Source organism: Novosphingobium sp. AAP83 (genome assembly GCF_001295795.1).
Lineage (GTDB): Bacteria > Pseudomonadota > Alphaproteobacteria > Sphingomonadales > Sphingomonadaceae > Novosphingobium.
This window is the reverse complement of the sequence record NZ_LJHY01000018.1, coordinates 55,244-78,892: the sequence shown is the minus strand read 5'-3', so window position 1 is coordinate 78,892 and position 23,649 is coordinate 55,244. Positions and strand designations below refer to the sequence as shown.

Here is a 23,649-nt window from a genome sequence, read left to right as displayed (position 1 = left end):
TTAGCAAAGTTGCAATCGGTGAAATTGCAATTGTTGCTGGTACTTGCAAAAACCGGCGGTTGACACAGGCTGCAACTGCGCATTGATAGGCCTAGTCTATCAGTTAAGAACCCCGGTTTCATGCATTTTCGCCAACTCCGCTATTTTGTGACCATTGCCCGTCTGCGCCACTTCGCACAAGCGGCGGCGGAATGCGGGGTTTCGCAGCCGACGCTGTCGGCGGGACTGCTGGCGCTGGAACAGGAGGTCGGGCGCCGTCTGGTTGAACGGGATCGCCGCTTTATCGGCCTGACCAGCCATGGCGAGGCGATGTTGCCCTGGGCCGAGCAAATCCTTGGTGCGGTGAACAGCATGGCCAGTTCGGTCGCGGCCAGTTCCGCGCCGATCAGCGGCGAATTCGGGCTGGCCGCCATTCCTGCTGCGCTGCCCTTGGTCGGGCTGTTTGCCGAGGCCTTGCTGGCGCAGAATCCGGGCCTCACCTTGTCGGTAAGATCAGCCACCTCGCGCGAGATCGAACGGTCTTTGAATGCGTTTGAATGCGATGCGGGGTTGACCTATCTTGATCACGAACCCGCCGGAAACGTACTTTCGGTGGCGCTTCATGCCGAACGCTACTTGTTTGTCACGCGCGCCGGTGCAGGGTTTGACGGGCGCGATGCGATCACTTGGGAAGATGCTGTCGCACAGCCGCTTTGTCTGCTCCATCAAGGGATGCAGTTTCGCCGCATTCTGGATTCGCGGGTCAAGGCGCAAGGACTGGCGATTGCGCCGCGCGCGGTGGCTGACAGTTATGTGGCGCTGCTCGACATGGTCCGCTCTGGCGGCTTTTCCACCATTGTTCCTGATACTTACGCGCACCTTTTGGAGGGGCTGGACTGGGCGAGGTTCCTGCCGTTCGAGGGTGAAGCAGAGCGGCGCAGGATCGGTTTGGTGGTGATGAACCGCGCGCCGCTTGGGCCACTGGCCAGTGCTGGCTTGGCTGCGGCGCGGGAGCTCATGACGGTGTAATAGAATTTTCCTATTAGACATCGACTATTTTGATTTGACCTGAGCAGCGTTTGGCTGAAATCAGGCGCTGAGATGGATAGCATTCAACAGATCATCGCCGCCCACGCCGGGCGTGAAGGGCCACTTCTGCCGATTTTGCATGATGTGCAGGCGGAATTCGGCCACGTTTCCGAAGACGCGATCCGCACGATTGCAGCCGCGCTGAACCTCAGCCGTGCCGATGTGCATGGCGTGGTCAGCTTCTATCACGATTTCCATGAAGCGCCCGAAGCGCGCGCGGTGCTCAAGCTGTGCCGCGCCGAGGCGTGTCAGGCGCGCGGGGTTGAGGCGCTGGCGGCAGGGCTGGCCGATAATCCGCGCGTGAAGGTGGAGGCGATCTATTGTCTCGGCCTGTGCAGCGTTGGGCCAAACGCGATGGTAGGCGATAAAGTCCATGCCCGGCTTGATGCCGCCAAACTTGGCGCGCTGGTGGAGGCGCTGGCATGACTTTAGTGCGGATTTCCGATGATGCGCTGGCGCTGGCTTGCGGTGCCGATGATGTGGCTGCCGCGTTTGTCGCGGCGGGCTGCACGGTTGAGCGGGTGTCGTCATGGGGCATGCACTGGCTTGAACCGCTGGTTGAGATTGATGGTATAGGATACGGACCAGTCGGCGTTGCTGATGTTGGGCCAATCCTTAACGATGACGCACAATTGTTGTGCATTGGCCGCATCGAAGACTACCCGTTTATCGCCAAGCAGCAGCGCTTTACTTTTGCGCGTGCGGGCAAGACGCGGCCTTTGAGCCTTGAAGACTATGCCGCGAATGGCGGTTGGCAGGGCTTGGCCAAGGCACGCGAACTGGGCAGTGTGGCCACCATCGCGCAAGTGACCGAATCCGGCCTGCGCGGTCGCGGCGGGGCGGGTTTCCCGGCGGGGATCAAATGGACGACTGTGGCCAATGCCGCAGCCGATCAGAAATACGTGGTCTGCAATGCCGACGAGGGCGATAGCGCGACTTTTGCTGACCGCATGGTGATGGAGGGCGATCCCTTCATGCTGATCGAGGGCATGGCAATTGCCGCGCTCGCCGTCGGCGCATCGCGTGGCTACGTCTATATCCGCAGCGAATATCCGCATGCGATTGCCAAAATGGAAGCGGCGGTGCGGGCATCGGCGCATCTGGTTGCGCCGTTCGTGCTGGAAGTGCGCGTGGGCGCAGGCGCTTATGTCTGTGGCGAGGAAACCTCGCTGCTCAACAGCATTGAGGGCAAGCGCGGCGAAGTGCGCGCCAAGCCGCCTTTGCCCGCGCTCGAAGGCCTGTTCGGCAAGCCCACCGTGGTCAATAATGTGCTGACTTTGGCGGCGGTGCCGTGGATCATGGCCAATGGCGCGGCGGCTTATGCGTCGGTCGGGTTTGGCCGTTCCAAGGGCACGATGCCGATCCAGATCGCGGGGAATGTGAAGTATGGCGGACTGTTCGAGGTCGGCTTCGGCGTGACTTTGGGCGAATTGGTGATGACTGTGGGCGGCGGCACGGCTTCGGGCCGTCCGGTGCGCGCGGTGCAAGTGGGCGGGCCTTTGGGTGCCTATCACCCGCCCGCCGATTTCCACCTGCCGTTCGATTACGAAGCCTTTGCCGCCGCCGATGGTTTGATCGGCCATGCCGGGCTGACGGTGTTTGACGACACCGCCGATATGAGTTCGCAAGCGCGCTTTGCGATGAATTTCTGCGCGGTGGAATCGTGCGGAAAATGCACGCCCTGCCGCATTGGCTCGACGCGCGGGGTGGAACTGATCGACCGCATCCGCGCGCGCGCCGGCCGCGCGGCGGACAAGGTCGAGACGCTGCCGCAGATGCACAATGCGCTCAAAGCCGAACGGTCATTGGGCGATGAAATCACGCTGCTGGAAGACTTGTGCGAGACGATGAAGTTCGGCTCGCTCTGCGCGCTGGGCGGGTTCACGCCTTATCCTGTGCTGTCGGCGCTGCGCCACTGGCCCGAGGATTTCGGGGCACCTGCTGATCGGGAAGCGGCGGAGTGATCCTCGGCGCAGTCCTTGCAGGCGGCTTGTCCACCCGTTTTGGTAGCGACAAGGCGTTGGCCGAGCTGGGCGGGCGCACTTTGCTGGCGCGGGCGGTTGATGCGCTGTCGGGCGTTTGCGAGACGGTTGTGGTGGTGGGGCGCGATGTGGCGTCTGTGCAAACCCTGCCCGATTGGCCGAGCGCCGGGATGGGGCCGCTGGGCGGGATTGCCGCTGCACTGCACCATGCGCGCGATGCGGGTTTTAGCGAAGTGCTGACTTGTGCGGTGGACAGTGTGGGGATGGGCGATGACCTGATCGGCCAGTTAAGCCCTGCGCCTTCCTATTGCGCCGATCAGCCCGTGATCGGGCTGTGGCCGGTTACGGCATCGAATGCAGTGGACGCTATCCTGACCGGCGATGGCCGCCATTCGATGCGCGCCTTTGCCGAAAGGATCGGCGCGCGCGCGGTGCGTTTTGAATCCAAACCTGCTAATATCAATACACCGGCAGACCTGAGCGCTGCCGAGGAGCGATCTCATGGGCTATGAACGTCAAGCAGATTTCGGCACCCCGGAGGTCCGTTCGGACCAGGAGGTGACCTGCTTTATCGATGGCCGCGAAGTGAGCGTGCCTGCCGGAACCACGGTGATGCGCGCCGCCGCGCTGACCGGCGGATCGATCCCCAAGTTGTGCGCAACCGATAACCTCAGACAGTTCGGTTCCTGCCGCCTGTGTCTGGTCGAGATTGACGGGATGCGCGGCACGCCTGCATCTTGCACCACGCCGGTCGCCGAGGGCATGAAAGTCCACACCCAGACCCCGCGCCTGCAAAAGCTGCGCAAGGGCGTGATGGAACTCTACATTTCGGACCACCCGCTCGATTGCCTTACTTGTAGCGCCAACAACGATTGCGAATTGCAGGATCAGGCCGCCGCTGTTGGCCTGCGCGATGTGCGCTTTGGTTATGAGGGCGAGAACCATCTTGGTGCGCCCACCGATACGTCCAACCCTTACTTCGACTTCGACCCTTCAAAGTGCATCGTCTGTTCGCGCTGCGTGCGGGCCTGTGATGAAGTGCAAGGGACGTTTGCGCTGACCATCGAGGGGCGCGGTTTCGGATCGAAGGTTTCGGCAGGGCTGGCGTCTGATGATTACTTCTCGTCCGAATGCGTATCGTGCGGGGCGTGTGTTCAGGCCTGCCCGACTGCCACGTTGCAGGAAAAGGCGGTCAAGGAAATCGGCAAGCCCGAGCGCGCGGTGGTTACCACTTGCGCCTATTGCGGCGTGGGCTGCACTTTCCGCGCGGAAATGCGCGGCGAACAGCTTGTGCGCATGGTGCCGTGGAAGGACGGCAAAGCCAATCGCGGGCATTCCTGCGTCAAGGGGCGCTTTGCATGGGGCTATGCCCAGCATCAGGAGCGCATCCTTTCGCCGATGATCCGCGAGAGCATCGACCAGCCTTGGCGTGAAGTGAACTGGGAAGAGGCGCTGACTTATACCGCCAATGAGATCAACCGCATCCGGGACCAGTACGGTCGCAATGCGCTGGGCGGGATCACGTCGAGCCGCTGCACCAATGAAGAGACGTTTCTGGTGCAAAAGCTGATCCGCGCAGGATTTGGCACGAACAATGTCGATACCTGCGCGCGGGTGTGCCATTCGCCTACCGGCTATGGTTTGAAGACCACGTTCGGAACATCGGCGGGTACGCAAGATTTTGATAGCGTTGAAGATTCTGACGTTGTCCTGGTGATCGGCGCGAACCCGACCGATGGTCACCCCGTTTTCGCCAGCCGGATGAAGCGCCGCCTTCGCCAAGGGGCCAAGCTGATCGTGATCGATCCGCGCCGCACCGATCTGGTACGCAGCCCCCACATCGCGGCAGACTATCACCTGCCGCTGCGCCCCGGCACGAACGTGGCTGTGCTGACCGCACTGGCGCATGTGATCGTGACCGAAGGCTTGGCCGACGAGGCATTCATCCGCGAACGCTGCGATTGGGACGAGTACCAGCACTGGGCCGAATTCGTCTCTGCCGAGCGCAACAGCCCTGAATTCCTTGCACCCGTAACGGGCGTCGAGGCAGATGCGATCCGTGGCGCGGCGCGGCTTTATGCCTCGGGTGGCAATGGCGCGATCTACTATGGCCTTGGCGTGACCGAGCATAGCCAAGGCAGTTCGACCGTGATGGCAATCGCCAACCTTGCGATGGCGACGGGCAACATCGGCAGGCGCGGTGTGGGCGTGAACCCCTTGCGCGGGCAGAACAATGTGCAGGGTGCCTGCGACATGGGCAGCTTCCCGCATGAACTCTCGGGCTATCGCCACGTGTCAGATGCCGCCACGCGCGCGCTGTTCGAAGCAGAATGGGGCGTGGCCATCGACCCCGAACCGGGCCTGCGCATTCCCAACATGCTCGATGCCGCAACCGACGGCACGTTCAAGGCGATCTACATCCAGGGCGAGGACATCCTCCAGTCCGATCCCGATACCAAGCACGTTGCAGCGGGCCTTGCCGCGATGGAATGCGTGATCGTCCACGACCTGTTTTTGAACGAAACCGCCAATTACGCGCATGTGTTTCTTCCGGGATCTACCTTCCTTGAGAAGAACGGCACCTTCACCAACGCCGAACGGCGCATCCAGCCGGTGCGCAAGGTGATGGAACCGATCAATGGATATGAGGACTGGCAAGTCACGCAGGAACTGGCGCGGGCCATCGGCTTGGACTGGAATTATACCCACCCGTCCGAGATCATGGACGAGATCGCGCGGTTGACGCCAACCTTTACGGGCGTGAATTACAAGCGACTTGATGCCGAAGGTTCGCTGCAATGGCCGGTGAATGACAAAGCGCCCGATGGCAGCCCGATCATGCACGTCGATGGCTTCGTGCGCGGGCGCGGCAAGTTTGTGGTGACCGATTATGTGCCGACAGACGAACGCACCGGCCCGCGCTTCCCGCTGCTGCTCACCACGGGGCGCATCCTGAGCCAGTACAACGTCGGCGCGCAGACGCGGCGCACCGCCAACAGCGTTTGGCACGAGGAAGACTTGCTGGAGATTCACCCGACCGATGCCGAAAATCGCGGCGTCAAGTCTGGCGATTGGGTGCGTTTGGCGAGCCGTTCGGGCGAGACGACACTGCGGGCACATGTGACCGACCGCGTGGCTCCGGGCGTGGTCTACACCACGTTCCACCACCCTGCGACGCAGGCCAATGTGGTGACGACTGACTATTCCGATTGGGCGACCAATTGCCCGGAATACAAGGTGACCGCCGTGCAGATCACGCCATCGAACGGCCCGAGTGACTGGCAAGAGGATTACGAGGCGCAAGCCACGCTTTCGCGCAGGATCGAGGGCACGGCGATGGAGCCTGCCGAATGAGTGGGCAGACGGTCGAAAAGCTGGCCTATATGGCCAACCAGATCGCGCGGAACATGACGTTCGACGCAACGCCTGCGGCTTCGATTGCTGAGCATATCACCGCGTTCTGGACGCCGGTGATGATCGACATGCTATTGGCGCAAAGCAACGCCGGGCTAGATCCGCTTGCGGCAGAGGCGATGGCCAAGGTTGCTGCTGCGCGTGCCCATGCCGGTTGAAGGCGCACGCCCTTTTGCCTTGCGCGAACATTATGCTGATGGTTCCCCGGCAAGCGCGATTGCACGCGAACTGATTGAAGAAGCGCCGGTCGCGATCGAGATCAACGGTGTGGGCTATGCCGTGATGATGGCAACGCCGATTGATCTTGAAGATTATGCGCTGGGGTTTTGCCTTTCCGAACAGTTGATTGCATCACCGGATGAGTTCGTCTCCGCGCACGCTGCGCCGGTTGAGGCGGGCGGGTGGATGCTGCGGATACAATTGGCGGCATCAGGTGCTGGGCCATTGCTGGAGCGCGCGCGCTTGCGTTTGTCAGAGGGCAGTTGCGGGTTGTGCGGGATTGAAAGCCTTGAGCAAGTGATGCGCCCGCTGGTGCCGGTTGCGGCGCGGCTTGAGGTGGAACCGGCCGCAATGTTTTGCGCGGCAGAGGCGCTGGGCGATAGGCAAGCGCTGGGCAAGGTAACGCGGGCGGCCCATGCGGCGGCGCTCTGTGCGGCGGATGGCACGATCCTGCTGGTGCGCGAGGATGTGGGGCGGCACAATGCGCTCGACAAATTGCTGGGTGCAGCAGCGCGGGCGGGCGTGAGCGTTTCCGGCCATTTCATCCTGCTGACGGCGCGGTGCAGCTTTGAACTGGTGCAAAAGGCAGTGATCGCGCAAGTGCCGCTGCTGGTGACGATCTCGGCGGCATCGACGCTGGCGGTCGATCAGGCGCGTGCGCATGGCCTTAGGCTGGTGAGTCTGGCGCGGCGGGACAGTTTGCTGGAGGCGTGAGCGCGGCCATTGCTACAATCGCGCAGGCAATGCCATCCATTGACGCGGGCTTGTTGAGCAAAGGTCCCTCGGGTGCGCCTGCGCTTTTATCAAGCGCGCTATGGCCGCTAAGGTATGTGAATGGCACGCATTCCGCCTGCAAACGCTTTGCGACCGGGATAGAGGTGGCATCGCCGCCGAGCGAATAATCGAGCAAAGCGCAATCGACGGGCATTACATCAAGCAGCGCAAAGGCTTGGGCGACAGTAGCAGCGGCGCCTATCGGTTCGTGACCGAGATCGGCAACAGTCTCTTCGAGAAGCATGGCGAGCAATGGCTCGTCTTCGACTATCAGGACTCGCATAGACAATCCTTCTATAGCCAAGACGTTTGCAATTGGCGCGCTGAATATCAGCAAGGCTTTGGCTCTTGCCACTAATATGCAGATACAGCAATTGTTGCGCAGGGCTATGGCGGCGGCGGAGTGTGGTGAGGCGATGCGCTATTCTGACCAATCATCAGCCAGCAAGCGTGAACGCAGTTGGGCCACAGGGTTGGCGATTATGCTGCATCTGGCGGTATTATGGGGCGTCATTCATGGTTTTGGTGGCGTTCCTGCGCTGACTCCGCTGGCGCAAGACGTTTTTACGACCGCCACGTTTGATGTGCCCCTTGAGCAGCCCAAGCCGACGCCCACGCCAACCATGCCGGAACCGGCAGGCGCGTCGGCAGAAGCAGGGCGCAAGGCGGTGGCGAAGGAGACGATTGCCAAAGCCAAAGTGCCCTCCAGGAAAGTTGCTGCTCCGCCGGTTGCATCGACGGGGAATGATGTGCGGTTAGGTGCTGCGCAGCAGGGGCAGGGGACGGGCGGCGGCGGTGAGGGCATGGGAACCGGCAGCGGTGCCAGCGGCAATGGTTCGGGCGGCGGGTTGGCGCGCAAGGCGGAAAAGATCGCAGGCGATATCCGCTCAACCCGCGATTATCCGCGGGGCGGGCAGGACGAGCGCATTGGCAAGCGGGTGGTTATTCTGCTGAGTGTGGGGGCCGATGGCAGAGTTTCGGGTTGCAAGGTGTGGCGCGCCAGTGGTGTGCCCGAAGCCGACGCGGTGACCTGCCGATTGGCGAGCGAGCGCTTCCGGTTCCGCCCGGCGACGGACGGAGATGGCAATCCGGTGGCATCGACTTATGGCTGGGAACAACGCTGGTTTGCACCCTGATTGTTGCGACGCACAATACCTGCAGAGTGAGGAGGGTGTGATAAGGCGATAAGATAACACCGTTTTGCGACGGATGGCAGAGAAACTGCTGTCATATTGCTGCATTGCGGTGCAACCGAATCGTCTGCGGTGCGTTCAATCACGGACGGTAGAGACGCTGCAACCTCGCGCGCCTCCCGCAGCATTTGGAAGAGCATCGGCCATGACCGTCAGCAACAATCGAAGCGGACCTGCCGTAGCTGCCAATCCCGGTTCGGTGTTGTCCATTCTGCGACCGGCGGACGGGGCGGTGCGCCATCGCATTGCCCTGATCGGCGGGTTCCGTCCGCGTATGTGCGGTATCGCGACGTTTACGACCGACATTTACGAACAACTCGGGCATCATCATGACGATGTGATGGTCGATCTTCATGTGATCGACGATCACCGCGCGCCGCTGGTTTATGATGATGTGCGCGGCACGATCCGCTCTGACCGCGTGGAGGACTATCGCAACGCTGCGCGGCAGATCAACGAGGATGCCGTTGATGCGGTGTGGCTGCAACACGAATACGGGATATTTGGCGGCGAGGCCGGCGAGATGGTGCTGGAGCTGGTGAACCGGCTGGCTGCGCCGCTGATTGTGACGCTGCACACGGTGCTGGCCGATCCATCCCCTAGGCAGCGCGAGGTGCTGGAGCATCTGCTGCGCCGTGCATCGCGCGTGATGGTGATGTCTGCCCATTCAAGCCGACTTTTGCGCGATCATTATGACGTTGATGCGGGGCGGATTGCGGTGATCCCGCATGGCGCACCCGACCGTCCGTTCGGACGTGAAGCGGAGCACAAGGCCAAGCTTGGACTGACGGGCAAGCAGGTGATGATGACGTTCGGCTTATTGGGGCCGGGCAAGGGGCTTGAGACGGTGATCGAGGCTTTGCCCGCGATTGTGCAAAACCATCCCGGTGTAATCTACCGGATTATTGGCGCGACCCACCCGAACCACGTTTCCACAGACGGCGAGGGATATCGCGAAAGACTGATGGAGCTGGCGGAGCGGCTTGGCGTTGGCGGCAATGTGCAGTGGGACAATCGCTTTCTGGATAATGAAGAGCTGCTTGACCAGCTTGAAGCCTGTGACATCTATCTGACGCCCTATCCCAACATGCAGCAATCCACCTCGGGCACGCTCAGCTATGCGGTGGCCCTGGGCAAAGCGGTTGTATCAACGCCTTATGTCCATGCGCGCGAATTGCTGGCCCATGGCGTGGGCGTATTGGTTGAACCGCGCCATCCCGAGGTTATCGCCGCAGCGGTCAACCGGCTGCTGGACGATCCGGCAGAACTGAAAGCGGTGCAGCGGCGGGCTTGGGAAAAAGGGCGCGAGACGATTTGGCCGTGCTTTGCCGGGGCTACGCGCGCGCTGGTGGAAAGCGTTGTGGTGCAGCCGGTGCGGGTCATGCCGCTCTTGGCAACGCCGGGTTTCACCGGTGTTGCGGCAATGAGCGATAGCACCGGGATTTTCCAGCATTCGATCCTGACCGTGCCCGATCGCCGCCATGGTTATTGCATTGATGATAATGTGCGTGCGCTGATGCTGATGGGCGTGGCTGACGGTGTGCCCTTGGCCGAACGGCAGCGCTGGGCGACGGTCTATGCCTCGTTCATCCAGCACGGGTGGAATCCTGATCAGGCCGCGTTCCGCAATTTCATGAGCTTTAACCGGACGTGGTGCGAGGACGTTGGTTCGGACGACAGCAATGGTCGCACGTTGTGGGCGCTGGGCCATGCGATGGGCCATGCGCCCGATGAAGGTTTGCGCCACTGGGCCGCGCAATGGTTTGATATCGCGCTGAAGCCGGTTGCTGCGATGGGATCACCCCGCACGGTCGCGTTCATGATGCTGGGCTGTGTCGAGGCTTTGCGCGTCGATCCCGGGCATGAAGCGGCGCGAGGTGCGCTGGCGCAAGGCGCTGCTTTGCTGGAGGGTTTGCTGGCTGTTGCGCGCCGTCCGGACTGGGCGTGGTTCGAGGCGGTGCTTGGCTATGATAATCCCCGCCTTTCGCAAGCCCTGATAGAGGCAGGGGTATTGCTGGGCCGCGAGGATTGGCGGGAAAGTGGCCTGTTGAGCCTGCGCTTCATCGCGCGCCAGCAAGTTTCAGCGCAGGGGCATTTCCGTCCGGTAGGGTCCGAGACGTTCGGCCAGTATTACGAAAGCCTGCCGTTTGACCAACAGCCGGTAGAGGCGTGGGCGGCAATTGATGCGGCGGCCGCAGCCTATGCTGCAACGGGTGATATAGGCTGGTTGCGCCATGCCGAAACCGCTTACCGCTGGTTCCTTGGCGGAAATGATCGCGGCGAAGTTCTGGCCGATATAGCGACCGGGCGCTGCCGTGATGGCGTGACGCCGCAAGGGGTGAACCTGAATTGCGGTGCAGAATCGATACTGGCGTTCCAGCTTTCGCATTATGCCATGTGCAGGCTGGCGAAGCGTTCAGGCGCAGGCAAGACCGTTGCGGGCACGGTGCCCAAAGATGTCCGGCCGGAACATCCCGCTTATAAAGGTACGCAACAGCTTGCGTGTACTTGAACAAAGGCTTCATGCCGATCCATCGCGGGTTGTGCTTCGCCCGTTTCATCTGGGCTGGCAGGGACCGGGAGGCACAACCGCGCGTGCAGAAAAGCTGGTGGCCGATGTTGCCGCGCTGAGCGAAGATGACGCTGCGGCAGAATACACAAGGGTTCTGCATGATTTCGCGGAGCGCCACTGGCAGACCGAGCAGATGTTTGCTGAACGCTATGCCGAAATTGAAACAATGCTGGGCCTAGATGGCAATGCCTATACGGCTTTGCGCAAGCGGCTGATCGGCGCCTATTTCTGCCACGAATACACTTATGCCGCCGCCGCCCTGATGAACCCCAGTATCGTGCCGCACCCCGATCAATCAGGGATGAGCGATGGTGCGGTGCGGTTTGTGATGAGTTTGCGCGCGGTGGGTGAAGGGCACATCAGTTCCATCGTGTTCCGCGAAGGCATTGCTTTGCCCGACGGGACGTTCGAATTGTGGCCGCAAAGCCATTTTGCCACCGCGATGCAGGCCGACGACAGCCTTTCGGCGATGCGCGAGGATGGCGCGGTGGGGGTACACCGTCACGCCGAAAGCAGCCTTTCAAACAGCGTGATCTTTCCGATCACCGAACAGCAGCGCGGGGGCCTTGAAGATTTGCGGCTGGTCCGGTTCGATCATGGCCGCCATGATTACGAATGGGTTGGCACTTATACCGCATACTCTGGCGCTTCGATCCGTTCCGAACTGCTGCGCACATGTGAATTCCGCCAATTCATACTTGAGCCGATTGACGGCAAGGCCGGGCGCAACAAGGGTATGGCGCTGTTCCCGCAAAAGATTGACGGGCAGTACTGCATGGTTGGTCGGCAGGACGGCAAAAATCTGTTCTTGCTGCGATCAGACCGCATGGATTGCTGGGACGATGACGGTGTGCTGTTGATGGAGCCGGAATTCCCGTGGGAATTTGTGCAAATCGGCAATTGCGGCAGCCCGATCCTGACCGAGCATGGCTGGTTGCTGTTTACCCACGGCGTTGGCGCGATGCGCAAATATGCTTTGGGTTGTGCGTTGCTGGACAAGGACGATCCATCGAAAGTCATCGCGCGGTCTGCCAAGCCGATTCTTACCGCGCTTGACGCAGACCGGTTCGGCTATGTTCCCAACGTGGTTTACACTTGCGGGGCGCTGCTGGTTGGGGAGCAGTTGCTTATACCCTATGGCATATCGGACAGCGCAGTGGGTTTTGCATCGACATCTGTCTCCGATCTTCTGGCAATGATGCAGGAAACGCCGTAAGGGCAAAGACAAAATCGAGCGGCACAATTGCGATCAAGGCAGAACATGAACGATATTATTCCTGTTATCCTTTGCGGAGGCAGTGGCACCCGGCTCTGGCCCCGCTCCCGCAAGAATAAGCCCAAGCCATTTCTGCCGTTGGTGGGCAATACCACGATGTTTACCGCAACGGTTTTGCGTTGCGAGGGGCAGCAAGGCTTTGCCCATCCCGTGATCGTGACGGGAACCGCGCACCTCGATCATGTTGAAGAACAACTGCCCGATCGTGAAAACACGCGCATTCTGGTGGAACCGCAGGGGCGCAATACCGCGGCGGCCATCGCGCTGGCCGCGCTTATGCTGCCGGAAGATGCGGTGATGCTGATATGCCCGAGCGATCATCACATTGGCGACACCGATGCCTTTCGTAATGCCGCGAGGGCTGCGGCAAAGCTGGCAAATGATGGCTGGCTGGTGTCTTTCGGCATTTCGCCTACATCCCCTGAAACCGGCTTTGGCTATTTGAAGCATGGGGAACTGATTGCGGGGACGGCGGGCCGCAAGGTTGAGCGGTTTGTCGAAAAGCCTGATCTGGCCCGGGCAATCGAGTTCCTTTCCAGCGGCGAATATGCCTGGAACGGCGGCATCTTTGCTTTCCGGGTTGGCACATTTCTGGAGGAGTTGGGGCGCTATCGGCCTGATATTCTGGAAGCCGTGCGCGCTTCGATTAATCAGGGCCATGCAGATGGCATGCGCTTCCATCCTGATGCGGATGCTTTTGCCAAAGTGCCGAGCCAATCGGTGGACTATGCGGTGATGGAGAACACCGATCGCGCCGCGATGGTTCCGGCAACGATGGCGTGGTCGGACATCGGCAACTGGCAGGCTTTATACGAAGCGCAGGAATTGGACATTGCCGGGAATGCCACTTTTGGCCGCGCAGAACTGGCCGATTGTTCAAACGTACTGGTGATGAGCGATGGCCCACGCGTTTCGGTGGTGGGTGCGTCCGATCTGATCATCGTGGTCGATGGTGACGAAGTGTTGGTCTGCACACCTGAAGGTGCGCAGTCCGTGGGCAAATTGACCGGAGCGGTGAACCAGTGACCTTGCTGACCAAACGGATGGTCGAGAAGCCGTGGGGCAAGGATGTGCTCCCGGCACCGTTTGTTGCACCTGCAGGGCAGCGGATCGGCGAGGTGTGGTTTGAGCCGACGCCGGAAATGCCATCGATTTTGGTCAAGTATATCTTCACAAGCGAGAAGCTTTCGGTCCAGGTGCATCCCAGCGATGCTCAAGCTGCATCGCTAGGCGAAACCAACGGCGGCAAGGAAGAATGCTGGCTGGTTATCGATGCCGAACCGGGCGCAACGCTGGGGGTTGGTTTTAAGCAATCGCTGGATTCTGGCGCTATGCGGCAGGCGGCGCTGGATGGAAGCATCGAGGAACTGATCGAATGGTATCCGGTCAAGCGAGGCGATTTCTTCTACATTCCCGCTGGTACGGTGCATGCCATTGGCGCGGGCATAAGCCTGATTGAAGTGCAACAGACGAGCGATATTACCTACCGGCTGTTCGATTACGGAAGGCCGCGCGAACTGCATTTGGCTGCAGGCTTGTCCGTGGCTTGGGGAGAGCCACACGATCCCGCGCTGCGCTTCGCATTGTCGCTTGACGAAACCGTTGAGCTTGCGCGGAAAACCTATTTTGTAGCCCATTTTGTGAAGGGGCTGCCTTCACCCGCCATCATCGCCGAATATGACCGGCCATGCCTTATCATCCCGCTTTCCGGGCGCATTACGGATGGAAAAGAGGAATGGTTGGCGGGGGATTGCGGCTGGGCCGGGACGATCAGAGCCGTCACGTTTGATCCGGCAGGCGATTGGGTGATTGTCCATCCGGCATAACCGGAGCGTGACTGTTTGCCAAAACAGCCACACCTTATCGGTTAATTCTGCAATGTTTGCACGGCTGCCGTTACTGTCACCAGCGGTGTAAACAACTGGCTGACCAGGTTAAGCAATTTGCTTGGCTGGTTGGCTGCGGCATTGCCGAAATACAGCACGTCCTTATCGTTCATCCGGAAGCGCTGCGTCAGGAAGTAGGACGACGGTTTCATCATGTTGACATGATAGACAACCGGAATCTCCTTGCCGTCCTTGTCAAAGGTATAGCGGAACAAGAACACCGCAGCAGGATCACCCGATCCCGAATTTACCCCGCCAGCCGAAGCAATGGCTTCGGCCAAAGAGACGGTGGAGCGCGGGAAGGCCATTTGCTGGACTTGGCCGGGTGCACCCAGAACCGAGTAGGACTGTGGGCTGCTGATTAACATAAAGCGATCACCGGGATAGGCCGGCACATCGAGCAGGGGATTATCGACAAGATCGTTGAAGCGGATATCCACATTCCGGTTCTGCCGCACCACCCGCAAGGTCAGATCCCGGGCGTTGCCGCGATATCCGCCAGCCAGCGCCACGACATCCGACAGTGTTTCGCGGTTGGTCTGCAAAACGAGACGGCCGGGACGGTTGACCTCACCGCTGACAATTACCGAGTTGGTGATAGATTCTGTAAGGGTGACAAGGACCTTCGGGTTTTGCGACAAGCCGCGCAATGACCGCTGAATTTGCGCTTCAACCTCACCCACGGTGCGGCCAATAACACGCAGTTTGCCAGCATAGGGAATGACGATATCGCCGTTATCGTCAACCCGGCTTGGGGGCAGCTTCTGGACCTGGACGCCGGGCGTTCCGCCTAGTAGCGCAAGACCTTCGCCGCCGCCGCTGCCGCCTGCAAACAGCGTAACACCTGCTTCATAGATGCTGATTTCCAGCACATCGCCGGGGCCGACCATGTCGGTTGGTGGAGGTGTCAGGCTTGGCAGGATAGCGGTTGGCGCGCCTGCATCGGGTACCGGTACATCTGCGATGCCGGCGACTTTGACGAGCGTAATCGGAAGCGTTGGTTCAGGAGCGCGCAATGCCTTTTCGATTTGCTTGCCGGTTGGGCCACTTGTGGGCAGCGAGGCACAGCCTTGCAGCCCGACGAGCAAGATGACAGGTGCGAGGCGTTTTATCTGCATTGCGAAGTTCACTCAATTTGCACCATCTTAGCAAGGCTGCGCCGGTAGCATTATCTGTCCGCATCCGGCAATAGCGTTGCAGCAATATCGGATGCGTCGGCACTGCCAGATACGGCCAATTGCAGGGAAAGCACAAGAAATGCCGCATAACTTGGATAGAGTGATTGCAGGTTATGCTTGTTGCCATCACACAAGCCGCTAATGGCCACACTCATGCGATCTGACATTTTGAGCAGCCGCACCGCGCGGCATCGGTATAGCAAGACCGAGCTATTGATGCGGGCACATATCAGCGCAGCGTGGTTGTTTCCGCGCGCCTGGTTCAAGGCATTGTGGTGGCGAATCCTTGGCAAGAAGGTGCGATCGCGCGCGCAATTCGCGCCGTTGCTGGCAGCATCGTCCTCTATTTACCAATTGTGGATGCTGGCCGAGCCAGCACCGCTCCGAAGCTTGGCCAATGAGCCAGCTATCGTTGCGCTGGTTGTGGTAGGTCCGGGGCAGGATGCCACGCTGGCCAGTGCGGCGGAACAAGGCATTCCGGCGGCGCTGGTGGAGCCCGGCGGTTTGGCTGAAGCGATAGCACGTGTGGACTGGGCCGAGAATTCCTGGCTTATGCCGTTGTTTGCAGGCGATGTTCTGGCGGAAGGTGCGGTTGCGGCCTATCGCGCGGTCGCAGCGAATACGGGAATGTCTGTGATATATGCCGACGATGATTTGCTGGATCGGCGCGGGCACCGGCATTCCCCGCATTTCAAACCGGCCTGGAACACTGAATTGTTCCGTCACTTCGATTTTCTGACAGGGGCTTGCATTGTCCGCGCAAGTGCGGCGGATTTGCCAAGGCGTTCAGGGCCGGATTGGGCGGCAGAACTGGTTGCAGCGGTGGCCGGACGTTGCGAGCCGGTGCGCCTGCCGCATGTCCTGCACCATCGCAAGAAGCGGCCAGAGCCGAAGGTTCCCCTGGCCGCCGAACCTTGCGATCCGATCTTGCCCAAGGTGACTGTTATTGTGCCAACCCGCAATCGCGTCGATCTGTTGCGCACTTGCATCGAAGGTCTGGCGCGGACAGCCTATCCCGATGTCGAGGTCATTGTTGTCGACAATGGAAGCGATGATCCTGCCACGCTTGCCTATCTGGCAAAGCTTGATCCTGACCGCCACCGCGTGTTGCGCGATGATGGCCCATTCAACTTTTCGCGGCTCAACAATCAGGCCGCGCGGCTGGCCACAGGCGAGATGTTGTGCTTGCTGAACAACGATATCGAGATGCTCGGGTCCGACTGGCTGGCGATCATGGTGCGACAGGCGCTGCGGCCCGAGGTGGGAGCTGTGGGCGCGCGGCTGCTTTATCCCGACGGGCGCATTCAGCATGCGGGTGTGGTCATGGGGATCTGCGGGGGCGCAGCGCATGCCCACCGCCTGCTGAAACCCGATGAGCCCGGCTATTTCCGCCGTCATGCCCTGCCGCAATTTGTCTCTGCCGTCACCGCCGCGTGCCTTGTGGTGCGGCGGGAAAGCTTTGAGGCGGTGGGCGGTCTGGACGAGGCCGCGTTTGAAGTGGCGTTCAACGATGTGGATCTGTGCATGCGTTTGAACGCGCGCGGCTGGCAATCATTCTATGAGCCGCGCGCGACGCTGGTGCATCATGAATCGGTGTCGCGCGGGTTTGACCGTGATCCGGTGGGGGCAGCGCGGCTTGGCCGGGAACTGGCGGCCATGCAAGAACGCTGGGGGACCGACGATTTCACAGGTGATGGCGATCCGTTCCATCACCCCCAATTGAGCCGGTATAGCGAGCGCTATGCCTTGGGCCTGCGGTGGTAAGGCGATGAGCGCGGCCACGCGGCTGGACCTGCCGCAGGTGACTTTGTGCGCGGTGACATCGGTCAATGTGGCGGCAACGCTGCGCGCTTTGGCCGTGTCGCTGGGGCAAGTGCGGTTTGGCGCGTGCAAATTGCTGACCGATGCGGTGGTAAGCGCCGACCATCCGGAAATCGAGGTGGTGCCTATCGCAAAGTTGGGATCGGCACAGGCCTATTCAGCGTTTGTGCTGGAGCAATTGCCGCAGCACATTGGCACATCGCATTGCCTGTTGGCGCAGTGGGACGGGCATGTGCTGGATGCAAAGCGATGGCAGCCAGCATTCCTCGATTGCGATTATATCGGCGCCAGTTGGCCCCAGTTTGACGATGGGCGCGATGTGGGCAATGGCGGGTTTTCCCTGCGCAGCAAGCGACTGATGGAACTGTGTGCGTCGCCTGCTTTTGTGGCGAGCCATCCTGAAGACGTGGCGATTGGCCGCGTCAACCGTGCATGGCTGGAGCAACAAGGCATGCGCTTTGCCGCCAAGCATTTGGCTGACCAGTTTTCTGCCGAGCGCAACGGCGATCCCCGCGCCTGTTTTGGCTATCACGGCGTCTGGAACATGCCCCGCGCCATCGGGATCGAGGCGTTCTGGGACATATATCAGGCGCTGGATGATCGCGGCACATTGCGCCGCGATTTTGGCATGCTGTTAAAGGATGTGGCGCGCGGGCCATATGGTATAGGCCGGGCGATGCGTATGCTGGTAGACCGGTATATGCCGAGGGGAATTTGAGGTGCAAGAACATCGTCCCGGCTTTGAATAAAATATAGCGCCAATTTGGCGGATGGTACTTTAACGATGAAATGAAACAGCCTTGATCTGGACAGTAATCCTTGCCTTGGTAAAAGGCTGATCAGTTGTCGGGTGGAAATATTGTGGCAAGATTCGTTGGACTGGAAACCGCAGATGTATTGATCGGCGGTGCTGATGCTGATGAGGTTATCGGCAATGGCGGCAACGATACGCTCAGCGGTGGTGCGGGCGCTGATACGCTGACGGGCGGACAGGGAAGCGACCGGTTCATCGATACGACCGCCAACCTGAACGGCGATACGATCACTGATTTCTCGGCTGATGACGTTATCGTGCTTTCCGATGCCGCCCCGCTTAACGGTTTTGTAGAGTTCACCGGCGGCACGCTCAACTATGCCGGAATGTCGCTTGCCTTACCCGGCCTTGCTCCGGGCGTGTTCGGCATCAGCCCTTTCGTCACCGGCGGCGTGGCGCTTACCTATTACAACCAGCGCAGCATCACCGCCCCGTCCAGTGTCACCAACAGCGTGCTTACCTATGGCGGTATCAGTCTTGATGGCACCGGAATAACCCTCACCAACACCGCATCAGGCCGCATCTTCTTTCGTCCCGTTACGATGAATCAGGGTGGCAACGCCTTCGTCAACGAGACTGGTGGCCAAGTTGATCAGATCACCGGGTCTTCTGGTGATGACGTCATCATAAATCGCGGCACGATCTTTGGCAGCATCACGCTGAGCGACGGGCGGGACACGCTGATCACATCAGGCAGCGCCGGAACCAGAGACCCGGTGAACCTTGGCGGCGGGGATGATACACTCCGCATCGAAGGAGGATTAAACTCGCTTAACGCCGAAGGGGGTATTGGCGTTGATACAGCCACCATCGCGATAACATCCGGACAATTCTTTGCGCACGGCCTTACCGGTTTTGAGCACGCCGTGATCGAAACCAGCCCCGGTTTTACCTCTAACATCAACGGTCTTTCAGGCTATCAGGCAATTTCCATTCTGCCGGCGTCAAACTTCGCTCTGGCCAATTTGATAGATTCTTTCAATCCGCAAGTTGATCTCTCTATTGCAGGCAGCAATACCTCGTTGGTAAGGTCAAGCTTCCGGTCAATCATTGGTGGTGCACAGAGAGATTACTTGTCCTTAAATTCCGGGACAGCAGTGAGCGGAGCAGTGCTGCTTGACGCTGGTGACGATTTTCTGAGTTTTGATGTTTTTAGCACAGGTGCGGTGGCCATCGTGGGCGGGGCGGTTGATGGCGGTGCCGGATTGGATACCGCCGAATTCAACATCTTCACCGCCGGGCAATCGCGTAGCGTTGATCTGGCCAACTTTACCGGTTTCGAAAAGCTGAACTTCAATTCCAGCTATGTCCTTGTCGCCAATTGGACGGCCAGCAATGTGGATGCAGGGGTTGCAGATATCCGGGTTGGTCAGTTAATCGGGCTAACGCTGAATTCGAGCACACTGGCCTCAACCAACCTTGATGCTGTGCACGGCACGCGCCTTGTGATCGGCGCTGACAGCTTGGTTGCAAGCATTAAAAGTGCGAATGCAGAACTGTTCGACTTACAGTTGGATACCCCGCAAGGAGATGTGCGCAGTTCATCATCCATCTTGGTGAATGGCAGCGTCACCGGTGACATTGTTATGGCCCAAGGTGATGATGTGGTCGATGCATCATCGGGCAGTGTTGGCGGGAAAATCTTTGGCAATGGCGGTAATGACACACTGACCGGCGGGGCAGGCGTCAATCAATTGATCGGCGGTTTTGGCAACGATGTGCTGCAAGGCGGCGCTGGCAACGATGTTCTGGATGGTGGTCCGGGCATTGATACCGCCAGCTTTGCAGTAACGCGCGCGCAAGCGACGATTGTGCGCAGCGGCAATGGTTCGCTCACCATCACCGCTGGCGCTGATGGAACCGATACTATTGCCAATGTGGAAAAGCTGCAATTCGCTGATGGATTGTTTGCGGTAAATCGCTTTGCAGATCCCGGCACCCCGCGCGTGGCGAACTTTGCCGCCGGTGCAGGCGGATGGTCTTCGCAGGACCGGTTCCCGCGCATGGCGGCGGACGTGAATGGTGATGGATTGGCGGATATTGTCGGCTTTGGGCAGGCGGGCACGCTTGTGGCGCTGGGGCAGGCGGGGGGCACGTTTGCTGCGCCGGTCACGGCGGTGGCGAACTTTGGTGTTGATCAGGGTTGGTCATCGGACAACATTTTCCGCCGTGAGATGGCTGATGTGAACAACGATGGCCGCGCTGATATCGTGGGCTTTGGCTTTGCGGGCGTGCTCGTATCGCTGGCGCAGGCCAATGGGACTTTCGGTGCGGCTACGCTGGGGTCTAGCAACTTCAATCCGGCGAACGGCTGGACCACGCAAGATAGCTTTGCGCGCACGCTGGCCGATGTGAATGGTGATGGTTTTGCCGATATCGTGGGCTTTGGCGTGGCGGGTACGTTTGTTTCGCTGGGCACGGGGACGGGATCGTTTGGCACGGCCAGCTTGGCGCTGAACAACTTTGGTGCCAATCAGGGCTGGTCGAGCAACAACGTGTTCCACCGCGAGGTGGGCGATGTGAACGGTGATGGCCATGCCGATATCGTGGGCTTTGGCGCTGCGGGCACGCTGGTGGCGCTGGGGCAGGCGAATGGTACTTTTGCCGCCGCCACGCTGGCGCTGGGCAACTTTGGCACCAATCAGGGCTGGAGCACGCAGGACGTGTTCACGCGCGATCTGGCCGATGTGAACGGCGACGGGCGTGATGATATTGTCGGGTTCGGCGTGGCGGGGACGTTTGTTGCGTATGGCTTGGACAACGGCACCTTCAGCACCGCCGCGTTCGATCTTGCCAACTTCGGGCGCGATCAGGGGTGGAGCAGCGACAACACCTTCCACCGCGAACTGGCCGATGTGAACGGCGATGGCTTTGCCGATATCGTGGGCTTCGGCTTCGGTGGCGTGTTTGTGGCATCGGCGTTTGACGGGCTGGTGCTATAAGATGCATTTGTTCTTATGGCCTTACTTGGCGCCATCGCAACGGATACAGCCATATCGAATGTTTTGCGGGTTTTAATGGACTAGCTTAGCGAATTTTTTTTGCCTATCTGCGCTGCGATATGGCGGTACTCAAAACCCTTGCCCATGCGCGGAGAGCTATTTGTGTCTAATGCTTCGATTTTGGCGGCTGACAAAGAGACGCAAGAAACTTCTGGTTGCTTCAAGGTTGCCATTGTTACGCGGACAAAAGATCGCGCGATCCTGTTGAAACGGGCGGCAAAAAGCGTGGCCGCGCAGACATTCAAGGATTATTGCTGGGTCGTCGTCAATGATGGCGGGGACGAGGCGGACGTTCGCGAGGTTGTGGATGGCAGCGGGGTTGACCGCAGCCGCATCCGGGTGGTGTCCAATGCGCATTCGGTGGGCATGGAAGCGGCGTCCAACATTGGCGCGCGCGCGGCCGATTCCGATTTTATGGTTATCCATGATGATGATGACAGCTGGGACCCCGGGTTCCTTGCCCGCACTGTTGATTTTCTCTCGGGGTCGGGCGGCGCTTTATACGATGGCGTGGTGACGCACTCGACTTATGTCTCGGAGCTTATTCGCGACGATCAGGTTATTCAAGTATCTGAAAAACCTTACCAAAACAAGATAACCGACGTTGAGCTCGACACGGTTATCGAGCGTAATCTGTTCCCGCCGATCTCGTTCCTGTTCCGCCGCCGGATTTACAATCAGGTTGGCGGTTTTGACGAGACGTTGCCGGTTTTGGGTGACTGGCTGTTCAGCATGGAGTTCTTGCTTCACGCCAATATCGGCGTGTTGCCGGAAGCCCTCGCATTCTATCATCATCGCGATCAGTCAGACACGACCGCACCGGAATATCGCAATACGGTTGTCGATAAAGTCTCGCTTCATCAGCAGTATACCGCAATTGTGCGCAACAGGTTTTTGCGCCGCAACATCAGCCATTCGGCGGTTTCGCTGCGCATGGCGCTGGGGGCGCAAGCAGCGGAAGCGGGCACAGCACCTGCTGCGCCACGGCTGGCCGCTGCGGCCTTGCCAACGGTACAGATGTTCTCGCGCGGCGATGGCGATCTGGCGTGGACCATTGCTGCGGTGAACGCCGCGCTGGCGGATCGCCGTTTGTCCGCGCTATTCAAGCACCGCAAGTTGGCGCCCGTGCCGCCCAATGGCACCTGGAGCGTGGTCTTGCCGCTGGTCGGCAAATTGGGCGTGACGGTGCCGACGCCCTATGACTTTGATGACAATGCCTATCTCAAGGCCAATCCTGATGTTGCCGCCGAGATCAGTCGTGGCGGGCAGAAGTCCGGTTTCATGCATTACATCCTGCACGGCAGGAACGAAGGCCGCCCGCGCACGAGCGGGGAATATAACCCGCCAAGTGATGGTGTGCACGTGCAGGCCGAGCGGCAGAACCTCAGTTCGGTCCGCCCAGTATTCGATAGCCTTGCGATGGTGCGCAACAGCCATCAGGCCGCCGGGTTTGAAAAGGTGCTGCACATCGCGCATCATGAATGGCACGGCATCCGCCAGTGTTCGGCCTATAGCCCGGGGCACAAGCTGCTGATTTCGGCACATGAAGCCCTATCCGACACGGAAAAGCGCGGCATTGCCGAGTCCATTGCGCGCATGGGGATCGAGCGCGTCTGTTTTCAGGGATATTCCGACAATGCGGATGCGCTGTTGATTTACCTGCGTTCTGTGCTTGGGCCAATGGTGAAATTTTACGTTGTCAGCCATGTCACAGCTGCGATGTTTGGAAATTACTTTGAGACGGTTGTCATTACACGTCTATTGAACCGCCTTACCTTTGGCATTTTGAACGGGATTGCCTCAGTGAAGCCAGGCTTCAGCAAAGTTGTCGAAGGATTTTGGGATAATACGATAGTCAATTTTGCGCCCAAAATTCCAATGCGAGCTAGGCAAATATTGTCTCGCAGCGAAGCCTATGTTCCGCTTGATATCGGCTTTCACAAAAACTTGTTTACAAACATAGTCGCAGGTTCGTTGGCAAAAAATGTTGATGTGGTTAAAACTGCGAACTTTCCAAAGGGATTAGAAAATATACATAACTTACATAAGCTGCGGCTTGTTGGGTATCTGCGTGGACAAGATCTTTTGGACGAAATGGCTAGAAGTACAGTAACGCTGAACGCAACATTGGCGGAATGCCAGCCTATGGTCCAACTTGAAAGTTTTGCTGTTGGCACTCCAGCTATAACTGGCCCATTATACGTTGCTGAATTCGCGAGAGACCCTCTTATAGCTCTTTGTACTACATATCACCTTGATAACTCTGCACTTCTTTCTAAAGATATAGAGAAAGTTATTGGGGTTGTGCGCGACGATCCTAAAGGGATAGAGCAAATGATCGTCGCCCACCTCGAATGCCGTCATGCGGTTGCTACACAGAGCTACGCTGAATTCTTGGAGCTTTAAGTGTTTAAGCCTAAAATAAAAACTTCAGTTTGCTTGGTGACTAA

18 protein-coding genes are annotated in these 23,649 nt (G+C 59.3%); 16 read left to right on the top strand and 2 right to left on the bottom strand.

Annotation, left to right across the window (positions count from 1 at the left end):
- The first annotated feature begins 120 nt into the window (after positions 1 to 120).
- The 7 genes from IP81_RS10005 to fdhD all read left to right on the top strand — a co-directional run bounded on the left by IP81_RS10005 (position 121) and on the right by fdhD (position 7,397).
- Positions 121 to 1,008, top strand: a complete 888-nt coding sequence (locus tag IP81_RS10005) for a LysR family transcriptional regulator (RefSeq protein WP_054107856.1) — start codon at positions 121 to 123, stop codon at positions 1,006 to 1,008.
- Between the two features lie 72 nt (positions 1,009 to 1,080).
- On the top strand, positions 1,081 to 1,494 hold the full coding sequence (locus IP81_RS10000) for an NAD(P)H-dependent oxidoreductase subunit E (protein ID WP_054107855.1): 414 nt from the start codon (positions 1,081 to 1,083) through the stop codon (positions 1,492 to 1,494).
- Positions 1,491 to 3,032, top strand: a complete 1,542-nt coding sequence (locus tag IP81_RS09995; protein ID WP_054107854.1) for an NADH-ubiquinone oxidoreductase-F iron-sulfur binding region domain-containing protein — start codon at positions 1,491 to 1,493, stop codon at positions 3,030 to 3,032. The genes IP81_RS10000 and IP81_RS09995 overlap by 4 nt, the downstream gene beginning before the upstream one ends.
- Positions 3,029 to 3,562 carry a molybdenum cofactor guanylyltransferase gene (locus IP81_RS09990; RefSeq protein ID WP_054107853.1) on the top strand — a complete coding sequence of 178 codons (534 nt, stop codon included), beginning with the start codon at positions 3,029 to 3,031 and terminating at the stop codon, positions 3,560 to 3,562. Before IP81_RS09995 ends, IP81_RS09990 begins: the two co-directional genes overlap by 4 nt.
- Positions 3,552 to 6,404 (top strand): formate dehydrogenase subunit alpha, encoded by a 2,853-nt coding sequence (fdhF, locus tag IP81_RS09985; protein ID WP_054107852.1) that lies wholly within the window; start codon positions 3,552 to 3,554, stop codon positions 6,402 to 6,404. Before IP81_RS09990 ends, fdhF begins: the two co-directional genes overlap by 11 nt.
- Positions 6,401 to 6,622 (top strand): formate dehydrogenase subunit delta, encoded by a 222-nt coding sequence (locus IP81_RS09980; RefSeq protein WP_054107851.1) that lies wholly within the window; start codon positions 6,401 to 6,403, stop codon positions 6,620 to 6,622. Before fdhF ends, IP81_RS09980 begins: the two co-directional genes overlap by 4 nt.
- The gene (fdhD, locus tag IP81_RS09975) at positions 6,612 to 7,397 is read left to right on the top strand and encodes a formate dehydrogenase accessory sulfurtransferase FdhD (protein WP_054107890.1); all 786 of its coding nucleotides are present in this window, start codon (positions 6,612 to 6,614) and stop codon (positions 7,395 to 7,397) included. Before IP81_RS09980 ends, fdhD begins: the two co-directional genes overlap by 11 nt.
- Here fdhD and IP81_RS09970 read toward each other — a convergent pair.
- Positions 7,351 to 7,740, bottom strand: coding sequence for a response regulator (locus tag IP81_RS09970; RefSeq protein WP_054107850.1), 390 nt, complete (start codon positions 7,738 to 7,740; stop codon positions 7,351 to 7,353). The genes fdhD and IP81_RS09970 overlap by 47 nt on opposite strands.
- A gap of 58 nt (positions 7,741 to 7,798) precedes the next feature.
- Between IP81_RS09970 and IP81_RS09965 the strand changes: the two genes are divergently transcribed.
- The 5 genes from IP81_RS09965 (at position 7,799) to IP81_RS09945 (ending at position 14,324) form a co-directional block, all read left to right on the top strand.
- Positions 7,799 to 8,593, top strand: a complete 795-nt coding sequence (locus IP81_RS09965) for a TonB family protein (RefSeq protein ID WP_231626345.1) — start codon at positions 7,799 to 7,801, stop codon at positions 8,591 to 8,593.
- A gap of 202 nt (positions 8,594 to 8,795) precedes the next feature.
- Positions 8,796 to 11,162, top strand: a complete 2,367-nt coding sequence (locus tag IP81_RS09960; RefSeq protein ID WP_082356080.1) for a glycosyltransferase family 4 protein — start codon at positions 8,796 to 8,798, stop codon at positions 11,160 to 11,162.
- A complete protein-coding gene (locus IP81_RS09955; protein ID WP_231626343.1) occupies positions 11,149 to 12,438 on the top strand; it encodes a glycoside hydrolase family 130 protein in 1,290 nt (429 codons plus the stop codon). Before IP81_RS09960 ends, IP81_RS09955 begins: the two co-directional genes overlap by 14 nt.
- A gap of 45 nt (positions 12,439 to 12,483) precedes the next feature.
- A complete protein-coding gene (locus IP81_RS09950; RefSeq protein ID WP_054107847.1) occupies positions 12,484 to 13,524 on the top strand; it encodes a mannose-1-phosphate guanylyltransferase in 1,041 nt (346 codons plus the stop codon).
- Positions 13,521 to 14,324, top strand: coding sequence for a class I mannose-6-phosphate isomerase (locus IP81_RS09945; protein ID WP_054107846.1), 804 nt, complete (start codon positions 13,521 to 13,523; stop codon positions 14,322 to 14,324). Before IP81_RS09950 ends, IP81_RS09945 begins: the two co-directional genes overlap by 4 nt.
- 41 nt (positions 14,325 to 14,365) lie before the next feature.
- Here IP81_RS09945 and IP81_RS09940 read toward each other — a convergent pair whose 3' ends face one another.
- Entirely contained in the window at positions 14,366 to 15,502 is a 1,137-nt protein-coding gene (locus IP81_RS09940; protein WP_054107845.1) for a polysaccharide biosynthesis/export family protein, read from the bottom strand.
- 213 nt (positions 15,503 to 15,715) lie between these two features.
- Between IP81_RS09940 and IP81_RS09935 the strand changes: the two genes are divergently transcribed.
- The 4 genes from IP81_RS09935 (at position 15,716) to IP81_RS09920 (ending at position 23,605) form a co-directional block, all read left to right on the top strand.
- On the top strand, positions 15,716 to 17,326 hold the full coding sequence (locus tag IP81_RS09935; RefSeq protein ID WP_054107889.1) for a glycosyltransferase family 2 protein: 1,611 nt from the start codon (positions 15,716 to 15,718) through the stop codon (positions 17,324 to 17,326).
- Between the two features lie 4 nt (positions 17,327 to 17,330).
- Positions 17,331 to 18,101, top strand: coding sequence for a DUF5672 family protein (locus IP81_RS09930; RefSeq protein WP_054107844.1), 771 nt, complete (start codon positions 17,331 to 17,333; stop codon positions 18,099 to 18,101).
- Between the two features lie 143 nt (positions 18,102 to 18,244).
- Complete coding sequence (locus IP81_RS09925) at positions 18,245 to 21,139, top strand: FG-GAP-like repeat-containing protein (protein ID WP_157573160.1); 2,895 nt, start codon at positions 18,245 to 18,247, stop codon at positions 21,137 to 21,139.
- 162 nt (positions 21,140 to 21,301) lie between these two features.
- Entirely contained in the window at positions 21,302 to 23,605 is a 2,304-nt protein-coding gene (locus IP81_RS09920) for a glycosyltransferase family A protein (RefSeq protein WP_197274591.1), read from the top strand.
- The last annotated feature ends 44 nt before the right edge of the window (positions 23,606 to 23,649 follow it).

Excerpts from the sequence above, each read along its gene's own strand:
- IP81_RS10005 (WP_054107856.1), top strand. The coding sequence starts at position 121 with ATGCATTTTCGCCAACTCCGCTATTTTGTGACCATTGCCCGTCTGCGC.
- IP81_RS10000 (WP_054107855.1), top strand. The coding sequence starts at position 1,081 with ATGGATAGCATTCAACAGATCATCGCCGCCCACGCCGGGCGTGAAGGG.
- IP81_RS09995 (WP_054107854.1), top strand. The coding sequence starts at position 1,491 with ATGACTTTAGTGCGGATTTCCGATGATGCGCTGGCGCTGGCTTGCGGT.
- fdhF (WP_054107852.1), top strand. The coding sequence starts at position 3,552 with ATGGGCTATGAACGTCAAGCAGATTTCGGCACCCCGGAGGTCCGTTCG.
- IP81_RS09980 (WP_054107851.1), top strand. The coding sequence starts at position 6,401 with ATGAGTGGGCAGACGGTCGAAAAGCTGGCCTATATGGCCAACCAGATC.
- fdhD (WP_054107890.1), top strand. The coding sequence starts at position 6,612 with ATGCCGGTTGAAGGCGCACGCCCTTTTGCCTTGCGCGAACATTATGCT.
- IP81_RS09970 (WP_054107850.1), bottom strand. The coding sequence starts at position 7,740 with ATGCGAGTCCTGATAGTCGAAGACGAGCCATTGCTCGCCATGCTTCTC.
- IP81_RS09960 (WP_082356080.1), top strand. The coding sequence starts at position 8,796 with ATGACCGTCAGCAACAATCGAAGCGGACCTGCCGTAGCTGCCAATCCC.
- IP81_RS09950 (WP_054107847.1), top strand. The coding sequence starts at position 12,484 with ATGAACGATATTATTCCTGTTATCCTTTGCGGAGGCAGTGGCACCCGG.
- IP81_RS09940 (WP_054107845.1), bottom strand. The coding sequence starts at position 15,502 with ATGCAGATAAAACGCCTCGCACCTGTCATCTTGCTCGTCGGGCTGCAA.
- IP81_RS09935 (WP_054107889.1), top strand. The coding sequence starts at position 15,716 with ATGCGATCTGACATTTTGAGCAGCCGCACCGCGCGGCATCGGTATAGC.
- IP81_RS09930 (WP_054107844.1), top strand. The coding sequence starts at position 17,331 with ATGAGCGCGGCCACGCGGCTGGACCTGCCGCAGGTGACTTTGTGCGCG.